Here is a 22,063-nt window from a genome sequence, read left to right as displayed (position 1 = left end):
CCGGGTCCCCCGGTGCCGCCGGCCCACTGGGGCTCACACCGACCCGAGGACCAGCCGGTCCACTCGCTGGTCCCCCGGGGCGACGACATGGGAGAGCGCCAGGCGCACGGCCACCTCGCAGCAGCGGATGAATTCCGTGCTCTCCTCCTCGGTTGCGCCCACGGCCGGCGCAAGCGCCGCCCGGTGCCGTACCGCGGCGATCAGCTCGGCCGGGGTGGGAGGGCCGGCGTCGGCGCGGCGCTGAGCGGGAATGTGCGAACCGACGGACCGGGCCGCCGGGCCCGGTGCGGGCAACCGTTCCGGCCAGCAACCGGTGAGCAGCGCCCGGACCAGCGGATACGAATGCGCCGCGTCGACCGTCCACTCGGCGACGCCGACCAGCCGCTCACCGCACGAGGTCGGCCCCGTGAGCGCCCGGTCGACGCCCAGCAGATAGCGGTCGGCCTCGCGGCGCATCAGGGCGCGGGCCAGACCGTCCTTGGAACCGAACTCGTTGTAGAGGGTCTGCCGGGAGACCCCGGCAGCGGACGCCACGTCCACCATGCGGACGCCGGACCAGGGCAGCTCGGCGAGCGCGGAGAGCGCCGAGTCGAGCAGGGATTCGCGCGCTGCAGGCATCATTGCCTCCCGGGTGCGGCTCTGCGCTCAGAGTTGACGGAGGTTACCGGGCTGTCAAGGTTCGCGGCACGGACAGGGCCCGGGCAGGGGCCTGTGGCCCGATCGAGCGCGCGGTGGATACTGTGACGCTCATGTCCGATTACCACGATGATCTGCGTCTCGCCCACGTCCTGGCGGATGCCGCCGACGCGGCGACGATGGACCGGTTCAAGGCCCTTGACCTCAAGGTCGAGACGAAGCCGGACATGACCCCGGTGAGTGAGGCCGACAAGAACGCCGAGGAGCTGATCCGCGGACAGCTCCGGCGCGCCAGGCCGCGGGACGCGATCCTCGGTGAGGAGTACGGCCTTTCGGGCACCGGCCCACGGCGGTGGATCATCGATCCGATCGACGGCACCAAGAACTACGTCCGCGGCGTACCGGTGTGGGCGACGCTGGTCTCCCTGGCGGTGGCGGGCGATGACGGCCATGAACCCGTGGTCGGCGTGGTGTCCGCGCCCGCGCTGGGCCGCCGGTGGTGGGCCGCGAAGGGCGGCGGCGCCTACACGGGCCGCAGCCTCACCTCGGCGACCCGCTTGCAGGTCTCCAAGGTCTCCAGGATCGCGGACGCCTCGTTCGCCTACTCGTCGCTGACCGGCTGGGAGGCCCAGGGGCGGCTCGACGGCTTCCTGGACCTCACCCGGGACTGCTGGCGCACTCGTGGTTACGGCGACTTCTGGCCGTACATGATGGTCGCCGAAGGTTCGGTCGACATCTGCGCCGAGCCGGAGCTCTCGCTCTGGGACATGGCGGCGACCGCCATCGTCGTCCAGGAGGCCGGCGGGGAATTCACCAGCCTGGACGGGGTGCGCGGGGTGGAGGGCGGCAATGCGGCCGCCTCCAACGGCCTGCTGCACCAGGACATGCTCGGGTATCTCAACCAGCGTTACTGACGGAGTATCAGGACCGCCGCGCGCTTCCGGCCCGAGCCGGCCAGGTCCGGCCCCTTGCCGAGCGCACGTCGTGATGCGACCCTGGGAACGTCCCCTTGTGAACTTGTGAATAGAAGCGCAAGCAGGGATTCCCCCAGGAGGTGGCACCCTTCATGTTCGTCCGCGACGCGATGAGTACGGTGATTCTCACCATCGGTCCCGCACACACCCTCCGCCAGTGCGCCTGTCTGATGTCCGCGCGCCGTATCGGCGCGGCCGTCGTTCTCGACCCCGACACCAGCGGGCTCGGCATTCTCACCGAGCGCGACATCCTCAACGCGGTGGGCGCGGGGCTCGACCCCGACCGGGAGACCGCAGGTGCGCACACGACCACCGACGTGGTCTTCGCCGCAGCCTCCTGGACCCTGGAGGAAGCCGCCGAGGCGATGTCGAACGGTGGTTTCCGCCACCTGATCGTGCTCGACGACGCGGGCCCGGTCGGTGTCGTGTCGGTGCGCGACATCATCCGCTGCTGGGCGCCCGCCAGGGCCGAAGCGGCGCTGACCTCCTGATGCGCCCGCGCCTCTTCGGCCCCTGGCCCGGCGTCAGGCGCGCAGCTGCTGCACCGCGGCATCGAGACGCTTACCGAAGTCACCGTCGGCCTGGCGGAAGTTGTTGATCGCCCGCTCCGCGATGTCGTCCCGCGAGACCTGCGCGATGAAACCGGCGAGATTCGCGACGAGCCGGCTCTTCTCGTCCTCGGACATCATGCGGTAGAGATTGCCCGGCTGGACGAAGTCGTTGTCCTCGGGGTGGCTGGGCGCCTCGTGGTTGCCGGTGCCACCGCCGACCGGGGTGGACTGCCACTCGTCGGCTACCGGAGCCCCAGTCTCCGTGGTGAGTGGCCCTGCGTCACGTGCGCCTCCTGCGTGGATCCTGCCAGTCCTGTCACCGGGTGATTACGGGTTCGATCCTACATTGGACTTTGTCCAATTCAATTCTCAGTCCAATGTCACACCCGTTCCGGACCGGGTCTTTTCCCCTGTTAAGCTGGGCTCCATGAGTGACCTGTTGGAACGTCTGCGCGAACGCGGCTGGCGGATGACCGCCCAGCGTCGTGTCGTGGCCGAGGTCCTCGACGGGGATCATGTGCATCTGACCGCCGACGAGGTACACGCGCGTGCCGTGGCGAAGCTGCCCGAGATCTCCCGGGCGACCGTGTACAACACCCTGGGCGAGATGGTCGTCCTCGGTGAGGTCATCGAGGTCTCGACAGACCGCCGAGCCAAGCGGTACGACCCGAACGCCCACCGCCCGCACCAGCATCTGGTCTGCGCGCAGTGCGGTGCGATCCGCGATGTCCACCCGGCCGGAAACCCGCTGACCGATCTCCCCGACACCGAGCGTTTCGGCTTCACCGTCTCGGACGTCGAGGTCACCTACCGGGGCATCTGCCCGGCCTGCGCCTCCGCCTGATCCGACGGGAACGCCCCACTCCTGCGGGCGGGGCGTTCAGAGGACCGGGCAGTTCAGATGATTGGTCATACGACTGGGCCTACGACTGAGGGCCCGGACTCTTTCGAGTCCGGGCCCTCAGTCTTCAGTAGCGGGGACAGGATTTGAACCTGCGACCTCTGGGTTATGAGCCCAGCGAGCTACCGAGCTGCTCCACCCCGCGCCGTTGTGATGGCAACTCTACGTCGGCCCGGTCGACCAGCGCAAATCCATGAACGGAGTCCCGATGTGCGCCCGCTAGGCGCTCAGTTCCTGCCGCAGTGCCTCGGACAGCCTGGCGGCACGCTCAGCGACCTCGGCGGGGCCCAGTTCCACGGCCTGGGCGCACCACTTCCGCCCCTCGGCCAGCTCACCACGGCGGATGGCGAGCAACGCGATGCGCAGCGCGGCGCGGCCGTGACCGGCGTTCGCGGCCCTGGCCCACCAGAAGCCGGCCTCCCGCTCGTTGCCCTCCCGAGCGAGCAGCAGACCGAGGTTGAAGGCGCCGTTGCGGCTGCCCGCTTCGGCGGCCTCCCGGTACCAACGTGCCGCCGCCTCGATGTCGTTGCGGGATGCAGCGAGCATGCCGACGCGCACCTGGGCGCGGCGGTGCCCGTGCTCGGCGGCCCGCTCGTACCACTCCTCGCACTCGCTCTTGTCCGTGACGGGCTCGCCGAGTATCGGCGGTCCCGGCGGCGGCATCCGCGAGTCGAGCAGGGCGCCGAGCCGGAAGGCCGCCTCGGTGCTCCCACCGCCCGCCGCGCAGCGCAGATGGCGCTCCGCGGTGTGCTCCTCACCGTCCCGGAGCAGGGCGATGCCGACCTGCAGAGCGGCCTCGGTGTGGCCTGCGGCCGCCGCCCGCTCGTACCAGGTGAACGCCCGGCGGTCGTCGCCGCGGCCGGCGTGCAGGATGCCCAGGTTGAAGGCGGCGTCCACGCTGCCCGCCTCGGCCGCCTTGGAGAACCACGGCTCGGCGCCGGCCGGGTCGCCGTTCTGCAGGAGCAGGACGGCGAGCGCGTTGGCGGCTTCGCGGTGACCGGCGTAGGCGGCGCGGCGGTACCACTGCTCGGCCTGGGCCTTGCGGTCCTGGGCGGCGCAGAGCAGCGCGAGGTTGTACGCGCCATTGACGTCGCCCGCGTCCATGGCGCTGCGGTACCAGCGCTCGGCCGTCTGCTGCTCACCCCTGGCCGTGTGGAGGGCCCCCAGCGCGTTGGCGGCGTTACCGTCGCCCTCCTGGGCGGCACGCAGCCACCACACGGCGGCGCTCTCCTCGTCGCCCGCGTCGCGCAGCAGGAAGCCGAGCGCGCAGGCGGCGCGGGCCTCACCGTCCTTCGCGGAGGTCAGATACCAGCGGCCGGCCTCCTTGAGGTCGCCACGCTTCTCCAGGATCACTCCGAGGTGCAGCGCTGCGCGCCGGTGACCACGGGCCGCGGCCTGTCGGTACCACTGCTCGGCCTCGGCGGCCGGCGACTCCTCGGCGGCCGCCCGGTCCAGTGCGCGGGCCAGGCGATAGGCCGCCTCCCGGTGGCCCTGCTCGGCAGCGGCGCGCAGCCAGCGCTCGGCACCCACATCGCTGCGGTGCTCCAGCAGGTCGGCCAGGGCGTAGGCGCCCAGCGCGTGGCCGGATTCGGCGGACTGGCGCAGCCAGTACTCGGCGGCGGGCTCATCGCCCCTTTCCCGGTGGTGACGGCCCAGCGCGTGAGCGGCAGCGGCGGAACCGGCGACCGCGGCGATCCGCCACCAGCCGGCCGCCTCGTCGGCATAACCCCGCTGGTGCAGCAGGACACCCAGGTTGTTGGCACCGGCCCGGTCGCCCTCGGCGGTGGCCGCACGCAGCCAGCGCTCGGCGCCGTCGAGGTCGCCGCGGCGCAGCAGCAGCGCGCCCAGCGCGCTCATCGAGGCGGCGTCGCCGCTCTCGGCGCCACGTCGGTGCCGCGCCTCGGTCTCGGCGTCAGCCGTGTCCTGCGCGCCGACGACGTCTCCGCCGTGCTCGGCACGCTCGGCGTGCGTGTGCACAAACCGCCCTGTCTCCAACAGAGTTGCCCTGTCCCCCATAAACCCCATCGTCCCACCACCCGCAACCCGCGTACACCTGGTATATCGCAGCCCAGGAGGTCACTTCAGCGTTTTGTCGACATGCCCACAGAGAGATAAGTGAAACATGAACGAGCGCCAACTCCCGGTAGGCGCAGGGAGATTTCACCTGTCGCTCACCGATCCGAGTCCGCCCGGTGTATGACGAAGGCCCGGACCTCTTCCGAGATCCGGGCCCTCAGTCTTCAGTAGCGGGGACAGGATTTGAACCTGCGACCTCTGGGTTATGAGCCCAGCGAGCTACCGAGCTGCTCCACCCCGCGCCGTTGTGTGACAACCGTATCACGGTGCGAGGAGGAACTTCACCAGCGTCGGGTCCCGCCTGATCAGGGCTTTTCGCCCTGATCAGGCTTGGTGGTCAGCCGCCCTTCTGACTCGACTTGGCCTTGGCGCCGGCGTCGGCAGCCCGCTGAAGGGCGTCCTGCAGGTCCTTCTGGGCCTTGCCGTAGGCAGTCCAGTCCTGCTTCTTCAGCGCTGCCTGGCCGGCGTCGTACGCGTCCTGGGCGTCCGCGATGGCCTTCTTCAACGCGTCGTTCCCGGTGGCCGGCGGTTGGGTGGTGCCCGTGTCCGGGGGCGTGGTCTGCGCGCCGTCCGCCCCGAAGACCTCGTTCAAGGCCTCCGCCAGGGTGTTGCGGAACGCCGTGGTGTCCCCGTCCGGCGAATCGGCGTCCGCATACGAGACGGCCACCTTCTTCAGCAGCGGGTAGTGCGAGTTGCGCCCCTGCGCGTACACCGGCTCGACGTACAGGAAGCCGCCGTCCAGTGGCACGGTCAGCAGGTTGCCGTACTCGATGTCCGAGTCGGCGCCCTTCATATCTCTCACGAAGGTGGCTACATCGGGCAGGCTGTTGAGTTTGTTCTGCACCTGCTCGGGGCCCGGCACTTCCGAGGTGACTCTCAGAAGTCTTATGGTGCCGTAATTCGGACTCTCCGCGTCCGCGTCGACCGCCATGAAGCCGCCGAGGTTGGGACGCCCGCTCGGCGTGAAGGTGGTGGTGAGCGAGAACTGCTGCCCCGTGCCCTTCTGGCCGGGCAACTTCATCGACAGGTAGTAGGGCGGAACAGCCCTGTTGTCCCTGGTGGTCGGGTCGTTGGGCACCTGCCAGGCGTCACTGCCGCTGTAGAACTGCTTGGGGTCCGTCACGTGGTAGCGGGTGAGCAGCTCACGCTGGACCTTGAACATGTCCTGCGGATAACGCAGATGCGCCTTCAGGTCCGCCGGGATGTCGGCCTTCTTCTTGACCGTGTTCGGGAACGCCTTCATCCAGGTCTTCAGGACCGGGTCCTTGGTGTCCCACTGGTAGAGCTTGACCTGCCCGGTGTAGGCGTCGACGGTGGCCTTCACCGAGTTGCGGATGTAGTTGACCTGGTTCTGCTGGGCCACCACCGCACGCTGGTTGTCGGTCAGCGAGTCGGCCGTGGTGTCACCCAGGGTCGTACGCGAGGCGTAGGGATAGCCGTTGCTCGTGGTGTAGGCGTCCACGATCCACTGGATCTTCCCGCCGACCACCGCCGGATAGGCGTCGCCGTCAATGGTCAGCCAGGGGGCGACCGCCTCGACGCGCTGCTTCGGGGTGCGGTTGTAGAGGATCCTCGAACCTTCGCCGATGGCTCCCGAGTAGAGGATCTGCGGCTCGCTGAAGGCCACGGCGTACGCCGCGCGGTTCACCGGGTTCGAGAGGTCGACCCCGCTCTTCCCCGCATAGCTGGTGGTCTTCTCGCCGTTGTCCTCGTAGTCGAGTTCCTTCTGCGGGCCTCCGACGATGGAGTACTGGGTGGTCTTCTCGCCGTAGTAGATCCGCTGCTGGTACGACGCGGGGAGCTTGCCCGTGGTCGGCAGCCCCGACTCGGTGAAGACCGGGGCGCCGTTGCTGTCGGTGGCCGTGCCCTTGGCCGTGATCGCACCGTAGCCATGGGTGTACGTGAAGTGGTCGTTGATCCAGTTGTGCTTCTGGATGCCCGCGATGTTGAGCTCGCGCAGGCCGATCACCGTGTCCTGGCCGTTGTAACGGTCCACATCCAGCGTCGCCGGGAAGCCGTAGTACTTCCGCTTCTGCTCCAACTGCTGGAAGGTCGGCGAGACGACGTTGGGGTCGATCAGCCGGTAACTGGCCGCCGCATTCGCGTCGCTGCGCTGCTTGGTGGTGTCCTTCGTGCTGCTCTTGCCGGAGTAGTTGTCGACGTCCGTATCGGCGATACCGTAGGCGTCGCGGGTGGCCTTGATGTTCTTCTGGATGTACGGCGCTTCTTTGGCCTGCTCGTTCGGCTCGACCGTGAACTTTTGCACGATCGCCGGGTAGAGCCCGCCGATCAGGATCGCCGAGAGCACCATCAGACCGAACCCGATCACCGGCAGCTGCCAGGTGCGGCGCCAGAGCGTCGCGAAGAACAGCAGGGCACAGATGACCGCGATGCAGAACAGGATGGTCTTCGCCGGGAGGTAGGCGTTGGCGTCCACATACCGCAAGCCCGTCCAGTTACCGGTGGCCTTGAAGTCGCTGGACTTCACGGCGAGCCCGTACCTGTCGAGCCAGTAGGCCACCGCCTTCAGCGCGACGAACACGCCGAGCAGCACCGACAGATGGCCGGTGGCCGCCGAGGTGGCACGCGCCCCCGGGCTGGTCACCCGCAGTCCGCCGTACAGATAGTGCACCAGCGCTGCGGCGATCAGGGACAGCACGACGGCCGCGAAACCGAAGCCCAGCAGGAAGCGGTACCAGGGCAGATCGAACGCGTAGAACGACACGTCGAGTTTGAACTGCGGGTCCTTCTGGTGGAAGGGCACGCCGTTGACGAACATCAGCCAGGTGCGCCACTGGCTGGTGGCGGAGGCACCCGCGATCAGCCCCACCAGCGCGGTGATCCCGAGCAGCAGCCACTTCTTGTACGGTGCGACGCCCATCCGGTAACGGTCGAGGCTCTGCTGCTCCAGGGACATCGCGCTCAGCGGCGGCCGGAGCCGGTGCGCCAGCCAGATGTTGACGCCGACGGCCGCGGCCATCAGCACGCCGAAGACGAGGAACAGTCCGATCTTCGTCCACAGGGTGGTGGTGAAAACGGACGAGTAGTCGACGGAGCGGTACCAGAGCCAGTCGGTCCAGAACCCGGCGAACATCACGAACGCCATGGCCAGCACGGCCAGCACGCCCAATGTCAACAGCAGGGTCCGGGCGCGGCGGGACGGCCGTCCCACTCTGATCCGTGGCCCGGTCGGGCCTCCGCCGCGGTCCGGCATCTGGAAAGCCAACGTGCGCACCTCGAAGTTCGCGGTCGTGTGGAGCAGGCCCAGCGATCGTAGAGCCCACTCATGCAACTTACTGAGGGTTTACTCAGTTCCCGCTTCCGGGGTGGAAGAGGGCAGGATATTGCCCATGCCCAACGTTTCTTCACCCTCAGGCCCTCCGATGGCCTCCAGTCCGCTCACGGTGGCGGTGCTGGAGATCGACGAGTACGCGTCCGGCCTCGGCTGGGACCAGCCCGCGCGGCTCTTCGCACTCGTGGACACCGCGAAGCTGCGCAGCCAGGAGCCGGGCCTCGCCGCCCAGCTCGGTCTCGACGGCGGCGAACCCGCCGCTTCGCTGACCCCCGTGGAGCAGGACGAGATCCCGTCCACCACCCCGCTCGACGAATTCCTCGCCACCATCGCCTGGCCCGACGCGGTGGCCGGCTGTGCGATGACGGTGGAACGGCTGATGCTGCCGCCGTCCGCCGAGGCCTCCGTGCCGGAAGGGATGGACGAGGCACAGCTGACGGACTGGGTGGCCAAGCACCCGGACCGCCAGGAGGTGCGGATGACGGTCGCGGTGCTCCGTGACGGCACTCGCGAGTCCGCGCTGCGGCTGCGCGCGAAGGACTCCCCCAACGAGGTGCTCACCGGCTCGGAGCTGGTGCCGGGGCTCGCCGAGGCGCTGTCGGTGACCTTCGAGGCGTAACCGACCGGTGCCGCTCCGCACGGGGGCACCGCGGGCCGCCGCGTTCGTTGCGCCGGCTACTTCGCCGAGCAGCTCGGCAGCGAGGCGGTGTCCCCGGTGCGGATCTCGTCCAGCGCCTTCTTCGCGCCGTCCATGGTCTTCACCTTCACCAGCGTGAGGCCGGACGGTGTGTCGGCGGCCGCGGCCGAACAGTTGTCGGCGGGTGTCAGGAAGTACCTGGCGCCCGCATTGCGCGCCGCGATGAGCTTCATCTCGATGCCGCCGATCGGGCCGACCTGCCCCTGGTCGTCGATCGTGCCGGTACCCGCGATGAACCTGCCGCCGGTCAGGCTGCCCGGCGTCAGCTTGTCGACGAGGCCGAGGGAGAACATCAGGCCGGCGCTCGGGCCGCCCACATCGGCGAGCTTGATGTTGATGTCGAAGGGGAAGGTGTGGTCGGTGCCGGCCGTGATGCCGACGATCGCACGGCCGGTGTCCGGGGCCGGGGCCTTTGCCGTGGTCATGGTGACCTTCTTGCTGCCCTTGGACTCCGTGCCCGCCTTCGCGGCATCGGCCGCGGCCTTGGCCGGGACCACCGTGAAGACGACATCCTGACCGGGTTTGTGTTTGGTGACCAGCTTCGCCACGTCGGTGGGCTCCTTGACGGGCGTGCCGTCCACGGCCCTGATGAGATCGCCCGCATGCAGCTTGCCCTCGGCGGGGCTGTCCTTGACGACCGTGGAGACCACGATCCGCGACTTCACCGGAATGCCCAGCTCGGTGAGGGCCGCGACCTTGGCGCTCTCCTGGGACTCGCTGAACTCCTCGGCGTTCTGCTGCGTCGACTCCTGCTCGGTGGTGCCCTGCGGGTAGAGCGTGTTGTGCGGTACCACCAGGGTGTCGTGGGCGAGCCAGCCGTAAACCGCCTCGACCAGGTTCATGTTGTAGTCGGCGGTGGTGACCCGGACGGTCACCATGTTGAGATTCCCGGACGTCGGGTAGGTCTTGTGCCCGGAGATCTGCAGCACCGGCTTGCCCCCGGACTTGCCGAGCGTGTTCACCGTCGGCCCCGGGCTCATCTCCCCGTACGGAACGGTGAGGAACACTCCGCCGCACAGCAGCGCGATCAGAACGAGCGTCGAGGTGAGCAGCGTCAGGGTGCGGCGTGGCATGGAACGACAGTACGGGACAGCTCTGTCGGTGCCTCGTCGGGGCCGGTTCGTCCCGGAGCCCATGGCGAAACCCGGGTCGCCGTGCTCAGAGCAGGTCCGAACCGGACCCGGCCTTCTCCATGGCGTCACGGAACCGCGCATAGCCCGCGAGTTCGGCGCCGTCGCCGATCGCGCGATGCTTCGCGGCCCAGCTGCCCCACACCGCCGCTCCGACCGCGGCAAAAAACGGAATCAGCAACCAGGCGAGTGCAGCCATCCCGACCTCCCGACCCCATGATCAGCCGCGTACCGACTGATCAACAGATTAACCGTCTGCGGAGTCAACGCTCGCGGTAGGGGGGTGGTTACGCAAATCGGGCAATCGGACGAATTGCCAGCTGGTCTTCAACGAGGAGCTACGCGCCCACCCGCCCTCCCGTCGCCCGACCACCGCCCCCCAACGAGGCGCTACGCGCCCACCCACTCTTCGGAACCGTCCGCGAACGTCTGGTGCTTCCAGATCGGCACTTCGTGCTTCAGGTCGTCGATCAGCATGCGGCACGCCTCGAACGCTTCGCCGCGGTGCGGACACGAGACGGCGACCACGACCGCGAGATCCCCCACCGCGAGATCCCCCACCCGGTGGACCGCGGCCAGTGCCCGCACCGGGAACCGGCCGGTGACCTTCTCGGCGACACGTCGCATCTCCGCCTCGACCGAGGGGTGGCAGGAGTAGCCGAGGGCTTCGACATCGCTGCCGCCGTCGTGGTCACGCACCGTGCCGACAAACAGCGCCGTGCCGCCGGCCGCGTCGTCGCCGACGGCCCGGAAAACCTCGTCAAGGCTCAGCGGAGTTTCACGAACAGCCAGCAGCCGGATGGGGTCCTGCGCCGCCTGCTCGCCCGGGTGATCGTTGGTTGATGCCATGCCGCCATGGTGCCGTACCCGCAGGCCGGCGCGGAATAGCCTTTTCGCCCGGCACCGGCGGCGGCCCGTTGGAGCGTCCTACAGAGCAGGCCCGGCGCACCCCGCCTCGCGGGGCCGGCGGCACTAGATACGGCCGCGTCGCGCCTTGCGGGCCCGGCGGACCAGCGCCGCGGTGCCCAGCAGCGCGACCGTGGCGCCCGCAGCGCCCGCGGCCGTGGCGTCCTTGCGGCCGAGCCGACGGCCGCCGACCGTATACCGCCCGGCGACCTCTTCCAGCAGTTCCGCGAGTACCTCCTCGTTGGTCCATTGGGGTCGCCACCCCGCGTCGTGCAGTCGGCCGACGCTCACCACCCAGGGGTGCATGGTGTAGGCCAGGTCCCCGGCGGGGGACGGGGTCAGACCGATCCGGTGCAGCCGGGCCGCGGCGCCCAGCGCGACGGCGGACGGCAGTTCCATCCGGCGGATACCGCTCAGCGCCTCGACCTCGTCCTGCTCGAGCCAGCCGTCGCAGCCGACTGCGAACTCGCCGTCGACCTTCTCCAGTGCGGCGTACTCCAGCGCACTGACCAGGTCGTCGACATGGCAGAACTGCCAGGTCGGGCGGGTCCCCGCGACCACGAGCAGCCGGGGCGACTCGAAGTAGCGGGTGAGCGCGGTGTCGGTGCCGCCGACCAGCACGGCGGGCCGGACCACCGTGACGTTGAGGCCGGGATGAGCGCGCGGCGCACGACGGCCGAGCCGCTCGATCTCCAGCAGGTCGCCGACCCCCGTCGCCTCCGCGGTGGCCCGCAGCTCGGCGTCCTCGGAGAGCGGGATGTCGTTGTCGGGCTGGGCGCCGTAGACCATCGCGGAGGTGCACAGAACGACTCGGTGCACGCCGACCGCAGCGGCCGCCGTGAGGATCGTCTGGGTGCCGCGCACGTTGTAGGCCGTACGGGCGGCCGCGTCGGTCTCCAGATCCAGGTCGAGGGCCAGATGCACCACGACGTCCGCGCCGCGCAGCTTCTCCGCGATGGCCGGGTCCCGTACGTCCAGGACGTGCCAGGTCGCCGCGGAGACCTCACCGCGGCGTTCGTCTATGGCCACCACCTGCTTGACCTCGTCCGACGCGGCCAGACGCTGGGCGAGCAGCGCGCCGACGCCGGAAGCGGCTCCGGTCACCGCGACGACGGGTCCTCGGGGGGACTTGGTTGAGAGGTTTCGCGCTGCGCGAACCTGCGGATCTGGGGAACTCACCGGGCGTCTCCAGCGGTTGTCTTCAGTACGTACGCGAACTGACACGTACGGACCAGGTGGCGTCCATCCTGCCGCAGGCCCCGCCCCGGCGAGGCACTCAGCCCTCATCCGGGCGGAGTGTCCGGTGGACTACCGCCCGGTCGGACCCGGCCTGACCGGGCCCTCACCCTCTACCCTGGGTGGTGTTGTCGGGCAATCGCTGTCGGCCAGTCGGCCGACGGCCCTACGAGCCGAGGAAACCCGTGAGTGACACTCCATTCGGATTCGGCCTTCCGCCGGAGGAGCCGGAGGACGGCGACGAGGGCAAGAGCAAGGGCGGCCAGGGCGGCGGGCAGTCCCCGATGAATCCGCTCGGGTTCGGGCCCGGCAGCGGCGGCGACAATCCCTTCGCGGCGATGTTCGGTTCGATGAACCCCAACGATCTGGGTGCGGCCTTCCAGCAGCTGGGCCAGATGCTCAGTTACGAGGGCGGGCCGGTCAACTGGGACATGGCCAAGGACATCGCACGCCAGCAGGTCGCCCAGGGCACCTCGGACGGCACCAAGGACACCAGTGTGGGCCCCGCCGAGCGGTCCGCCGTCGAGGAGGCCGTCCGCCTCGCCGACCTCTGGCTCGACGGCGCGACCTCGCTGCCCTCCGGAGCCGGTACCGCGGTCGCCTGGAGCCGCGCCGAGTGGGTCGAGGCGACCCTGCCGGTGTGGAAGGAACTCGTCGACCCGGTGGCCGAGCGGGTCGGTGCGGCGATGGGCGGCATACTGCCCGAGGAGATGCAGGCCATGGCGGGCCCGCTGCTCGGCATGATGCGGTCCATGGGCGGAGCGATGTTCGGCCAGCAGATCGGGCAGGCGGTGGGCGTGCTCGCCGGCGAGGTCGTCGGGTCGACCGATATCGGCCTGCCGCTCGGCCCGGCCGGCAAGGCCGCGCTGCTGCCGCTGAACATCGAGGCCTTCGGCAAGGACCTGGGCATCGACAAGAACGAGGTCCGGTTGTATCTGGCCCTGCGCGAGGCCGCCCACCAGCGGCTCTTCGCCCATGTGCCGTGGCTGCGCTCGCATCTGTTCGGTGCGGTCGAGGGGTACGCCCGAGGGATCAAGGTCGACACCTCCAAGCTGGAGGACGTGGTCGGCCAGCTCGACCCCTCGCACCCCGAGCAGCTGCAGGAGGCGCTCCAGCAGGGCATGTTCCAGCCGGAGGACACCCCGGAGCAGAAGAGCGCACTGGCCCGGCTGGAAACGGCCCTCGCGCTGGTCGAGGGCTGGGTGGACGCAGTGGTCCACGAGGCCGCGAAGACCCGTCTGACCTCGGCGGACGCTCTTCGCGAGACGCTGCGCAGGCGTCGGGCCTCCGGCGGCCCCGCGGAACAGACCTTCGCCACCCTGATCGGCCTGGAGCTCCGCCCGCGCCGGCTGCGGGATGCCTCGCGGCTCTGGGCCTCGCTGACCGACGCCCGGGGCGTCGACGGACGGGACGCGCTCTGGGAGCACCCGGACATGCTGCCGACCGCCTCCGACCTGGACGACCCGGACGGCTTCGTGCACCACGAGACGGCGGACTTCTCCGAGCTGGACAAGATGCTCGGCGAAGCCGCCGGCGGGGCGCCCCGCCCCGGTTCCGGCAAGCCGGATCCGGAGAAGGGCGACCGGGCGAAGGGCGACAGGGACGACGAGGACGACACCGACAAGTGAGCCTGCACAACGACGCGGTCCGGGTACTCAAGAGTTACAACGGCCAGCGGCACGGCGCGGACCAGGAGGAGCTGCGGCAGCGCTATCTGGACCACCTCGCGGCGCGCCCCGACGGCATGTGGAAGTCCTGCGAGGCGGGGCACATCACGGCCAGCGCCCTGGTGGTGGATCCGGAGCGCGGCCGGGTGCTGCTCACCCTCCACCGGAAGCTGCGCAGGTGGCTGCAGATGGGCGGCCACTGCGAACCGGGCGACACCGCGCTCGCCGCGGCGGCGCTGCGCGAGGCCACGGAGGAGTCCGGGATCGCGGGGCTGACGCTGCTGTCCGGGGGGCCGGTGACGCTGGACCGGCACGCGATTCCGGCGCCCTGCAACTGGCACCTCGATGTGCAGTACGCGGCGCTGGCGACGCCCGGAGCGGTGGAAATGATCAGCGACGAATCGCTGGACCTCCGTTGGTTCGGTTACGCCGAGGTGGCGGACGTCGCGGACGGCTCGGTGCGACGGCTGGTGGAGCGCACCCGGGCAGCGCTCTGAACCCGCTCTGAACCGCGGCTGACAGCTCGAGGGGCCCCGCTCGGGGCCCCTCAGCCGTGCCCGGCTAGTTCCAGGCGTTGCCCTGGTTCTGCGCGTGCGCCCCGTGCTGGCCCACGCCGTACTGCGCGCGCAGTCCCTGCCCGATCTGTGCGTGCTGCGGCGGCATCACCTCGCTGGGCTGGACGAGCGCGAAGCCCTGTCCGAGGAAGCTGAGCTCCCAGCCCTCACCGGTGTCGCCGCGGCGGCGTCGCACGTTCGACGAGTGGGTCTGTGCCTGCATCTGCACCCGCAGCCCCGACGACCAGGCGACGATCGCGTCGGCGTCGGCGTTGACGTACTTGTCCGGTGTGACCTGCATCATCAGGGGCTGACCCGAGGTCATCAGCGCGACCTTGCCCTGCCCGGTGATGACGAGCTGGTACTTGCCGGAGCCGGAGATGCCGTACTGGCTGTCCACCGCGACGACCGTGTAGCTGAGGCTGGAGTCCATCGCCAGGACATAAGCACTGTCCACTGTCAGGCCCTCGTGGTCCACGTCCACGATGTGCACGTGCTGCGCCAGATTGGCGAGATAGAGGGTGCCCTGCCCGTGGCAGCGCATCAGGTCGAGTCCCTCACCCGTGTGCGCACGCGCGCGGCGCTGCTGGTTCGACTGATACTCGGCATCGAATTCGATCAGTCCCTGGTAGGCGACCATCGATCCCTTGCGGGCGAGGATGTCGTCGTGCCCGGCCAGCGCGATCCGCAGCAGCTGCGAGTTCTGCGCGGTGTACCGCTCCTGGGTCTGTTGTTCCGTGTAGTTGAAAAGCGGGCTCTGCATGATGTTCTGGCTCCCCTCAGTGCCGGATCCGCAGGCGGTCGGTACTGTCCTCGCTCGGCTGTACGACGACGATCCCCTGTCCGGAGAACGCCATCTGGTACGCCTCGCCGCTGCCCCGCCCGATGAGCGAGGCGGCCTTGAAGCTGCGCTTGCCCTTCACCTTGAGGTTCGGGGACCAGGCGACCAGGGCGTCCGGATCGACGTAGGTCTCGTCCTCGCCGCTGCCGCAGTTCACCACCAGCGGGGTGCCCCGCGAGGTGATGGCGACCCAGCCGGTCCCCGACACCTGGATGTTCCACAGGCCCTGGCCGGCCAGCTTCGCCATGCCCTTGACCCGTTCAACACCCCAGGTGAGGCTCGCGTCGAGGGCCAGCAGATTGGTGCCGTTGACCGAGAGGGCGTCGTTGTCGAGGTTGATGACGACGACATCCGCGCCGTAGTCGGCGAGGTAGAGCAGTCCGTCGCCGGAGCACTTCATGAGCGGCGCGCCCTCACCGGTGATCCAGTCACGGGCGATCTGGCGCACCGCCGGCGGGTTCGGTTCGTACTGGACGAAGCCCTCGTACGCGACCATCGAGCCGGTGCGCGCGAGGAGATCCTGACCGGTCTGCATGGCGACCTTCAGCATCTTGCTGCCGTGGTTCTCCATGCGGGCCGTGATCGGGGTCGGGGCGAAGCCCGCGAGTTGCTGATTCATGACGGGCTCCCTCAGACCTCGTACGGCTGGACGATGATGAAGTTCCCGGGAGCGCCCCGGAACTGGAGGTTGACGCTCTCGCCGGTGTCGCCCGGGTAGGCGTTGCGTCGCAGCCGTACCTGGCTGGAGACGATCACCTGGGAGGCGGACGACCAGGCGACGACCGCGTTGCAGTCGGCGAAGGTCGTCGGTGTGACCGGCAGAACCACCGGGGTGCCGTGCGTCTTCACCACGATGGTGCCGGTGCCCTGGAAAAGCATCGTGAACAGCGCGCCACCGGGGATGCCATGGCCCTCGATCCTGCGCACCTCGTACTGCAGGGTCTCGTCGAAGGCCAGCACGTTCTCCGCCGAGACGCAGATGCCGTCGCCCTGGAGTTCGATGGGGTGCAGATGGGAGCTGTCCTCGGCGAAGAAGACCTGCCCCCGGCCGGTGCAGCGCATCAGCTGCATTTCCTGGCCGGTTGCGTTTCCCACGATCCGCCCCGCGAAGCCGGCGCCCTTGTAGCTGAAGTCGACCTTGCCCTGGTACATCACCATGCTGCCCTGGCGGGCGAGCACCGGATTACCGCTGACGGTGAGATCGGCCCGCATGAGGTATTTGTTCTGCGGAGTCCACCGCTGCCCGGTGGCGGTCTCGCGATACTTCTCGAAGGCCGCCTGCAGGCCGGGGCCCGCAGCCTGGGTCGGCTGCTGACCGTACGGAGCGGCCTGTCCGAACTGCGGCTGCTGGGACGGCTGTCCATAGGGGGCCGGGGCTCCCGGCGGCTGAGCCTGGCCCGGCACCTGCCCGAACTGCGGCTGCTGCGGCGGCTGTCCGTAGGGAGCGGGAGCGGGCGGCGGCACCGTCCCACCCGGCATCGGCATCGGCGCGGCGATGGTGGGCGCCGCGTGCACCGGGGGCGGCGCGGGGGCGGGCGCCTGCGGGGGGCCGACGGGGCCACTGAACGAGGGGGCCGGTTGCGCGGCCGGGGGCGGCGCGGCCGGAGCACCGAACGAGGGGGCCGGAGCGGGGGGCGCGGCGGGAGCGCCGGAGGCGGGCACCCCGAAAGCGGGCGGTGCACCGTGCGGGTGCGGGGCGGGCTCCTCCTCGGCCACCTCGCCGCCGAAGTTCTTCAACAGCGCGTCGAGCCCGCCGTCGAAACCCTGGCCGATCGCGGCGAAGCGCCAGACGTCCTTGAGGTAGAAATCGCCCAGCATGACGGCGCGCTCGGTGCTGAACTCCGAGCCCGTGAAGGCATAGCGGACGACCTCTTCGCCGCCCGCGACAATGCGGATGTAGCCGGGGCCGATCTGCGACATCTGGCCCGCGCCGTCGATCGTCGCGGTGAAGGAGAGCTTGTGGATGCTCGCGGGGATACGGTCGAGTGTCACCCGGAACGACTCGGTGTCACCGGCCTGCGCACCGAGAAGCTGAACCGACTCCTCCGGAGACTTCGGCTGGTTGAAGAAGATGAAGTATCGGTCGTCCGAAAGCTGTTCGTCGGCGTCGAGCCCGAAACAGCTGATGTCGAAGGTCAGTCCGGCGCCGGCGATCTGCACACCCACGTACAGATCGGTGCCCGCTGTGAGGTCACTGATCTTGGCCTTGTGGCCGCGTTGGAATTCCCTGGCCATACGAAACGACCGTCCCCCATCCCGAAATGCGATTACGTCGAGCCAGGCTAACGGCAAACACCGACATCCGGCCGACGCGGTACACACCCGGTACGCAGACGGTACAGAATCACTCAGCGTCACTCTCCGCGCGCGGCAGGCAGATGCGGGAGCCGCACGGCCGCCACCACACCTTCGAGATAACCCCGGGCCCGCTCGGTGCGCGGATATGCCTCGAGGAGCTGCCAGAAGCGCGGGCCGTGGCCCGGCACGAGCAGATGGGCCAGTTCGTGCAGGAGCACATAATCGAGCACGTATTCCGGCATGCCCTGCAGGCGGTGCGAGAGCCGGATGCTGCCCTCGGCGGGGGTGCAGGAGCCCCACCTGGTGTTCTGGTTGGTCACCCACCGCACCGAGTCGGCGCGGGCCCGGCCCTCGAAATACTGGGCGGACAGCCGATCGGCGCGCTCTGTCAGCTCCGCATCACCGAGGACGCGTTTGCTCTCCTGGGCAGCGAGCTTGTCGAGCATCACGGTGACCCAGCGCTGCTCCTCGGCTTCCGACATGCGCGCCGGAATCAGCACGATGGTGCGGTCGCCCTCCCGGTACGCGGAGACCGTCCTGCTGCGCCGGGCACTTCTGCGCACCTCGACCGCGCTCGTCGACGAGCCGCGGGGCGGCTGGCTCCTGGCGCGGCGCGGTGGATTTCCGGCGGTGTGCAGAGGGTCGACGGACACGCTTCGACGTTACCCGCTGTCAGTACGGGAAGTCCCGCCCCCGGACTGCGGGAGCTTGATCCATTCCACGGTGTGCACCATTTGAAGTACTAATACACCACCCCTGTGGACAACTTTCCGCACCGTTTGTGATCTCCCGCCATTCTGACAACAGGCGAGCGCGACAAGGACTCGCCCGAAGCGAACGGGGACAGTGATGCATCCGATGGTGAAGCCCGCGCTGCGGCGCGCATGGCGGGACAGGCAGTCCGTGCAATTCGGGGTCACCCCGGACCGGGCGATCGTGCTCGGCCCCATCGACACGGCGACCGGTTGCCTGCTCGATCTGCTCGACGGGACCCGCGGACTGGAACTGCTGCGTCAGGAGGCCCGCGCGCTCCATCTGCCCGAGGGACAGGCGGACGAGTTGGTGGGCCGCCTGTCCGCCGCGGGACTCATCGACGACGCCTCGGCCGGCGGGCCGGCGGCCGAGGCATTGCGGAAACGGGCCTCCGTCGTCGACCGGCTGCGCCCGGACCTTGCCTCGCTCTCCCTCGTCCATCCCGAGCCGGGCGACGGTACGGCGAAGCTCGCTGCCCGGCGCGCCATACGGGTTCAGGTGCGGGGCGCGGGCCGGGTCGGTGCCATGGTCGCGGCGCTGCTCTCCGCGGGTGGAGTCGGGCACGTCGAAGTGCTGGACGGCGGCTGCGTCGAGTCGTGGGACCTGGCGCCCGGCGGATTCCCCGCGGAGTCGGCAGGCGAGCGCCGGGACACCGCGGCCCGCCGGCTGGTGCGGCGGTCCGCGCCGGCCCCACCGCCCCGGACACGCGGAGCCGGTGGGGTCGGCGGGGCGGCCTCGAGCGGTACGGACGGCGAGGCCGGGATTTCCCTGATCGTCGTCGCACCGCGGGACGGGTTCGAGGCCTATGTTCCGGATCCGTCCCGCGCCGCGGACTGGATCGCCGCCGGTATCCCGCACCTCTATACGGGGGTCGTCGAAAGCACCGGTGTGGTCGGGCCGCTGGTGCTGCCGGGCGGGACGGCGTGTTCTCAGTGCCTGGCCCTGGGCCGGGCGGAGCGCGATCCGGGGTGGCCCAGGATGCTCGCACAGTGGCGCTCGGGGCGGCGCGGCGCCACACCGGCCTGTGATCTCGCGCTGGCCACCACCGTGGCGGGGCTGGCCACCGCGCACGCCTTGACGTTCATCGACGGAGACCTGCCTGCCTCCACGGGCACTCGATGGGAGGCATCACTGCCGCTGCTCGACTGGCGTTCGATCCGGATCGGCCCCCATCGCGACTGCTCCTGCGGTGCGGGCGGGCACACTGAAGGGGAGTGCCTCTCGGAGGCCGGGTCTCCGCACGACACAATGGCCGGGTAACCGCCGTACGCTCCACGGCAGTCTGGGATTTGGAGGGGCGCATGTCTGATCTTCCCCGGAAAGCGGTCACCCGCACGGCCAAGCTGGCCGCGCTCCCACTGGGCTTCGCCGGACGTGCCACCTGGGGCATCGGCAAGCGGATCGGCGGTAAATCGGCGGAGATCGTGGCGCGCGAGCTGCAGCAGCGCACCGCGGAGCAGCTCTTCCGAGTGCTGGGCGAGCTGAAAGGCGGGGCCATGAAATTCGGACAGGCCCTCTCGGTCTTCGAGTCGGCACTGCCCGAAGAGGTCGCAGGCCCCTACCGAGCCGCGCTCACCAAGCTGCAGGAATCCGCTCCACCCATGCCGGTGAGCACGGTCCACGCCGTACTGGCAGAACAGCTGGGCACGGAGTGGCGGGAGCTGTTCGACGAGTTCGACGACAAGCCGTCCGCCGCCGCCTCCATCGGCCAGGTGCACCGGGCCGTGTGGCACGACGGGCGAAACGTCGCGGTGAAGGTGCAGTACCCGGGCGCCGGTGAGGCGCTGCTGTCGGACCTCACCCAACTCAGCCGCTTCGCGCGGCTGCTGGGGCCCCTGATCCCCGGCATGGACATCAAGCCGCTCATCACCGAGCTGCGCGACCGGGTGTCGGAAGAGCTGGACTATGAGCTGGAGGCCCAGGCCCAGCAGGCACATGCGGCGGAGTTCGCGGACGACCCCGACGTGGTGGTCCCCGATGTGGTGCATCAGAGCGACCAAGTGCTCGTGACCGAGTGGATCGACGGGATCCCGCTGGCCGATGTGATTTCGGGGGGCACGGTCGCAGAGCGGGACCGGGCAGGGCAGCTGCTTGCCCGATTCCTCTTCTCCGGGCCCGCCAGGACCGGTCTGCTGCACGCGGATCCGCACCCCGGCAATTTCCGCCTGTTGCCCACGGCTGACGGCGAGGACTGGCGGCTGGGCGTGCTGGACTTCGGGACCGTCGACCGACTGCCCGGTGGGCTGCCCGGCACGATCGGCAGGTCACTGCGGATGACCATCGAAGGGGAAGCCGAGGCCGTCTACGAACTGCTCTGCGAGGAAGGGTTCGTCAAGGAGACCATCGATCTCGACCCGGAGTCGGTGCTGGAGTATCTGCTGCCGATCATCGAGCCGGTGCAGGTCGATGAGTTCACCTTCACCCGGGGCTGGATGCGCGCCCAGGCGGCCCGGATCGCCGATCTCCGCTCCCCGGCCCACCAGTTGGGCAAACAGCTCAATCTGCCGCCCTCTTATCTTCTGATACACCGGGTGACGCTGAGCACGATCGGGGTGCTGTGCCAGCTGGGTGCCACGGTTCGGCTGCGCGACGAACTCGAGAGGTGGATGCCGGGGTTCCTGCTGGCGGACGCTCTGGAAGCCGAGGAGGAGGAAGAGGAGCTTCCGTCCGCCGAGGCGCGCGTCTGAATCCTTCCGCGAAGCGCAGCCCAAGCCCCGGCAAGCAGTGGCAACCAGCGCGAAGGGGCCGGTCGCGATGGCGACCGGCCCCTGACTCTTCTTCACCGCTCTTTGCGGTGCTTACTGCATGACGGCCATGGCCAGCGCACGACGGGCTCGCAGCGAGGCGCGCTCGGCGCGGCGCTGCATCCGACGGGCGGCCAGCAGGTGCAGGGCCCGGCGCTCCATGTCGGCTTCCCGGCGGCGCTCGTGCATATGAGCACGAGCCATGGCTTCTGGGATGAGTTGCATCTCAAGGGTCCTGTTCTGATGCGACGCGGTCGCGCCGATGGTGGTGACGACTGGGGTTGCGGAGCCGGACGGCTCACTGGTGGAAAAGGTCATCGGGTCCTGCTTCTGGGGATCGTGCGTGTGGGGGCGGTCAATCGTTCCGAGGCCGTTGAGTTTCATGCCGCGACCGGGTTCTTGCGCGGACGGCCACGCGGCCGCTTGCGGGCCACGACGACGCCCTGGACGAAGAGCTCGCCACCCCAGACGCCCCACGGCTCGCGCCGCTCCTTGGCGCCGGCGAGGCAGGCCTCGACGAGCGGGCAGGTACGGCAGAGGGACTTGGCGTACTCGACGTCGGCGGGGGTCTCGGCGAAGAAGACCTCCGGGTCGTAGGCCCGGCAAGGCACGGGCACCTCGAGGTTCTCGATGGCGTCATCGAGCACGGTCAGCGCGGTGAGCGGGAACACGGTGGGGTCCTCCGGGGCATCAGGGGGCGGGAGCGTCTGCGAGGGCGGTACGGACGGGGCGTGTGCTTCGGTTTGCACGGTGATTTCATTCCTCGTCTGGTTGTTCCGGTCTGTTTGACCGGAGGTCGTCTGGTGG

The 22,063-nt window shown here is 69.5% G+C and carries 21 protein-coding genes, 2 tRNA genes and 1 pseudogene; 8 read left to right on the top strand and 16 right to left on the bottom strand.

Features of this window, described 5'->3' with window-relative positions:
* Window positions 1-33: 33 nt before the first annotated feature.
* The gene (locus AB0436_RS16660) at window positions 34-618 is read right to left on the bottom strand and encodes a TetR/AcrR family transcriptional regulator (protein ID WP_366468585.1); all 585 of its coding nucleotides are present in this window, start codon (window positions 616-618) and stop codon (window positions 34-36) included.
* Between the two features lie 131 nt (window positions 619-749).
* On the opposite strand from AB0436_RS16660, the gene hisN reads away from it, so the two are divergent.
* The gene (gene hisN, locus AB0436_RS16655; protein WP_366468584.1) at window positions 750-1,550 is read left to right on the top strand and encodes a histidinol-phosphatase; all 801 of its coding nucleotides are present in this window, start codon (window positions 750-752) and stop codon (window positions 1,548-1,550) included.
* Window positions 1,551-1,702: 152 nt separating this feature from the next.
* Window positions 1,703-2,101 (top strand): CBS domain-containing protein, encoded by a 399-nt coding sequence (locus tag AB0436_RS16650; protein ID WP_366468583.1) that lies wholly within the window; start codon window positions 1,703-1,705, stop codon window positions 2,099-2,101.
* Window positions 2,102-2,134: 33 nt separating this feature from the next.
* Here AB0436_RS16650 and AB0436_RS16645 read toward each other — a convergent pair.
* Window positions 2,135-2,422: pseudogene (locus AB0436_RS16645) on the bottom strand (catalase-related domain-containing protein); the annotation flags it as partial.
* Between the two features lie 166 nt (window positions 2,423-2,588).
* On the opposite strand from AB0436_RS16645, the gene AB0436_RS16640 reads away from it, so the two are divergent.
* Window positions 2,589-3,005 carry a Fur family transcriptional regulator gene (locus AB0436_RS16640; protein ID WP_366468582.1) on the top strand — a complete coding sequence of 139 codons (417 nt, stop codon included), beginning with the start codon at window positions 2,589-2,591 and terminating at the stop codon, window positions 3,003-3,005.
* A 128-nt stretch (window positions 3,006-3,133) separates the two neighbouring features.
* On the opposite strand, the gene AB0436_RS16635 is transcribed toward AB0436_RS16640, so the two are convergent.
* The 4 genes from AB0436_RS16635 to AB0436_RS16620 form a co-directional block, all read right to left on the bottom strand.
* A tRNA-Met gene (locus tag AB0436_RS16635) sits at window positions 3,134-3,207 on the bottom strand.
* A 74-nt stretch (window positions 3,208-3,281) separates the two neighbouring features.
* The gene (locus AB0436_RS16630) at window positions 3,282-5,087 is read right to left on the bottom strand and encodes a tetratricopeptide repeat protein (protein ID WP_366468581.1); all 1,806 of its coding nucleotides are present in this window, start codon (window positions 5,085-5,087) and stop codon (window positions 3,282-3,284) included.
* Window positions 5,088-5,306: 219 nt separating this feature from the next.
* Window positions 5,307-5,380 (bottom strand) — tRNA-Met (locus tag AB0436_RS16625).
* A 95-nt stretch (window positions 5,381-5,475) separates the two neighbouring features.
* Window positions 5,476-8,352, bottom strand: coding sequence for a UPF0182 family protein (locus tag AB0436_RS16620; RefSeq protein WP_366468734.1), 2,877 nt, complete (start codon window positions 8,350-8,352; stop codon window positions 5,476-5,478).
* Window positions 8,353-8,488: 136 nt separating this feature from the next.
* Between AB0436_RS16620 and AB0436_RS16615 the strand changes: the two genes are divergently transcribed.
* The gene (locus tag AB0436_RS16615; RefSeq protein WP_366468580.1) at window positions 8,489-9,049 is read left to right on the top strand and encodes a PPA1309 family protein; all 561 of its coding nucleotides are present in this window, start codon (window positions 8,489-8,491) and stop codon (window positions 9,047-9,049) included.
* Between the two features lie 56 nt (window positions 9,050-9,105).
* Here the strand turns inward: AB0436_RS16615 and AB0436_RS16610 are convergent, their stop codons facing one another.
* The 4 genes from AB0436_RS16610 to AB0436_RS16595 form a co-directional block, all read right to left on the bottom strand.
* Window positions 9,106-10,200, bottom strand: coding sequence for a PDZ domain-containing protein (locus tag AB0436_RS16610; RefSeq protein WP_366468579.1), 1,095 nt, complete (start codon window positions 10,198-10,200; stop codon window positions 9,106-9,108).
* Between the two features lie 85 nt (window positions 10,201-10,285).
* Window positions 10,286-10,456, bottom strand: a complete 171-nt coding sequence (locus tag AB0436_RS16605) for a hypothetical protein (protein WP_366468578.1) — start codon at window positions 10,454-10,456, stop codon at window positions 10,286-10,288.
* A gap of 191 nt (window positions 10,457-10,647) precedes the next feature.
* Window positions 10,648-11,106 (bottom strand): molybdenum cofactor biosynthesis protein MoaE, encoded by a 459-nt coding sequence (locus AB0436_RS16600; RefSeq protein WP_366468577.1) that lies wholly within the window; start codon window positions 11,104-11,106, stop codon window positions 10,648-10,650.
* A gap of 123 nt (window positions 11,107-11,229) precedes the next feature.
* Window positions 11,230-12,342 carry an SDR family oxidoreductase gene (locus AB0436_RS16595; protein WP_366468576.1) on the bottom strand — a complete coding sequence of 371 codons (1,113 nt, stop codon included), beginning with the start codon at window positions 12,340-12,342 and terminating at the stop codon, window positions 11,230-11,232.
* A 242-nt stretch (window positions 12,343-12,584) separates the two neighbouring features.
* Here AB0436_RS16595 and AB0436_RS16590 point away from each other — a divergent pair, with 242 nt between their 5' ends.
* Window positions 12,585-14,027 (top strand): zinc-dependent metalloprotease, encoded by a 1,443-nt coding sequence (locus AB0436_RS16590; protein ID WP_366468575.1) that lies wholly within the window; start codon window positions 12,585-12,587, stop codon window positions 14,025-14,027.
* On the top strand, window positions 14,024-14,563 hold the full coding sequence (locus tag AB0436_RS16585; protein WP_366468574.1) for an NUDIX domain-containing protein: 540 nt from the start codon (window positions 14,024-14,026) through the stop codon (window positions 14,561-14,563). Before AB0436_RS16590 ends, AB0436_RS16585 begins: the two co-directional genes overlap by 4 nt.
* 64 nt (window positions 14,564-14,627) lie before the next feature.
* On the opposite strand, the gene AB0436_RS16580 is transcribed toward AB0436_RS16585, so the two are convergent.
* From AB0436_RS16580 to AB0436_RS16565, 4 genes are all read right to left on the bottom strand, one after another.
* The gene (locus AB0436_RS16580; protein WP_366468573.1) at window positions 14,628-15,383 is read right to left on the bottom strand and encodes an AIM24 family protein; all 756 of its coding nucleotides are present in this window, start codon (window positions 15,381-15,383) and stop codon (window positions 14,628-14,630) included.
* Window positions 15,384-15,399: 16 nt separating this feature from the next.
* Entirely contained in the window at window positions 15,400-16,080 is a 681-nt protein-coding gene (locus AB0436_RS16575; protein ID WP_366468572.1) for an AIM24 family protein, read from the bottom strand.
* Between the two features lie 11 nt (window positions 16,081-16,091).
* Window positions 16,092-17,696, bottom strand: a complete 1,605-nt coding sequence (locus tag AB0436_RS16570; protein WP_366468571.1) for a TerD family protein — start codon at window positions 17,694-17,696, stop codon at window positions 16,092-16,094.
* A gap of 119 nt (window positions 17,697-17,815) precedes the next feature.
* Entirely contained in the window at window positions 17,816-18,412 is a 597-nt protein-coding gene (locus AB0436_RS16565; protein WP_366468570.1) for a M48 family metallopeptidase, read from the bottom strand.
* 196 nt (window positions 18,413-18,608) lie between these two features.
* Here AB0436_RS16565 and AB0436_RS16560 point away from each other — a divergent pair, with 196 nt between their 5' ends.
* Window positions 18,609-19,772, top strand: a complete 1,164-nt coding sequence (locus AB0436_RS16560) for a ThiF family adenylyltransferase (protein WP_366468569.1) — start codon at window positions 18,609-18,611, stop codon at window positions 19,770-19,772.
* A gap of 41 nt (window positions 19,773-19,813) precedes the next feature.
* Window positions 19,814-21,199 carry an AarF/ABC1/UbiB kinase family protein gene (locus AB0436_RS16555; RefSeq protein WP_366468568.1) on the top strand — a complete coding sequence of 462 codons (1,386 nt, stop codon included), beginning with the start codon at window positions 19,814-19,816 and terminating at the stop codon, window positions 21,197-21,199.
* Window positions 21,200-21,310: 111 nt separating this feature from the next.
* On the opposite strand, the gene AB0436_RS16550 is transcribed toward AB0436_RS16555, so the two are convergent.
* Together AB0436_RS16550 and AB0436_RS16545 are read right to left on the bottom strand one after the other, a co-directional pair.
* Entirely contained in the window at window positions 21,311-21,640 is a 330-nt protein-coding gene (locus tag AB0436_RS16550; RefSeq protein ID WP_366468567.1) for a hypothetical protein, read from the bottom strand.
* A complete protein-coding gene (locus tag AB0436_RS16545; RefSeq protein ID WP_366468566.1) occupies window positions 21,637-22,005 on the bottom strand; it encodes a WhiB family transcriptional regulator in 369 nt (122 codons plus the stop codon). Before AB0436_RS16545 ends, AB0436_RS16550 begins: the two co-directional genes overlap by 4 nt.
* Between the last annotated feature and the right edge of the window lie 58 nt (window positions 22,006-22,063).

Source organism: Streptomyces sp. NPDC051322, assembly GCF_040689485.1.
In the GTDB taxonomy this organism is placed as follows: Bacteria; Actinomycetota; Actinomycetes; order Streptomycetales; family Streptomycetaceae; genus Streptomyces.
The sequence above is the reverse complement of the archived record's forward strand: the minus strand, read 5'-3'. Positions and strand labels throughout refer to the sequence as shown.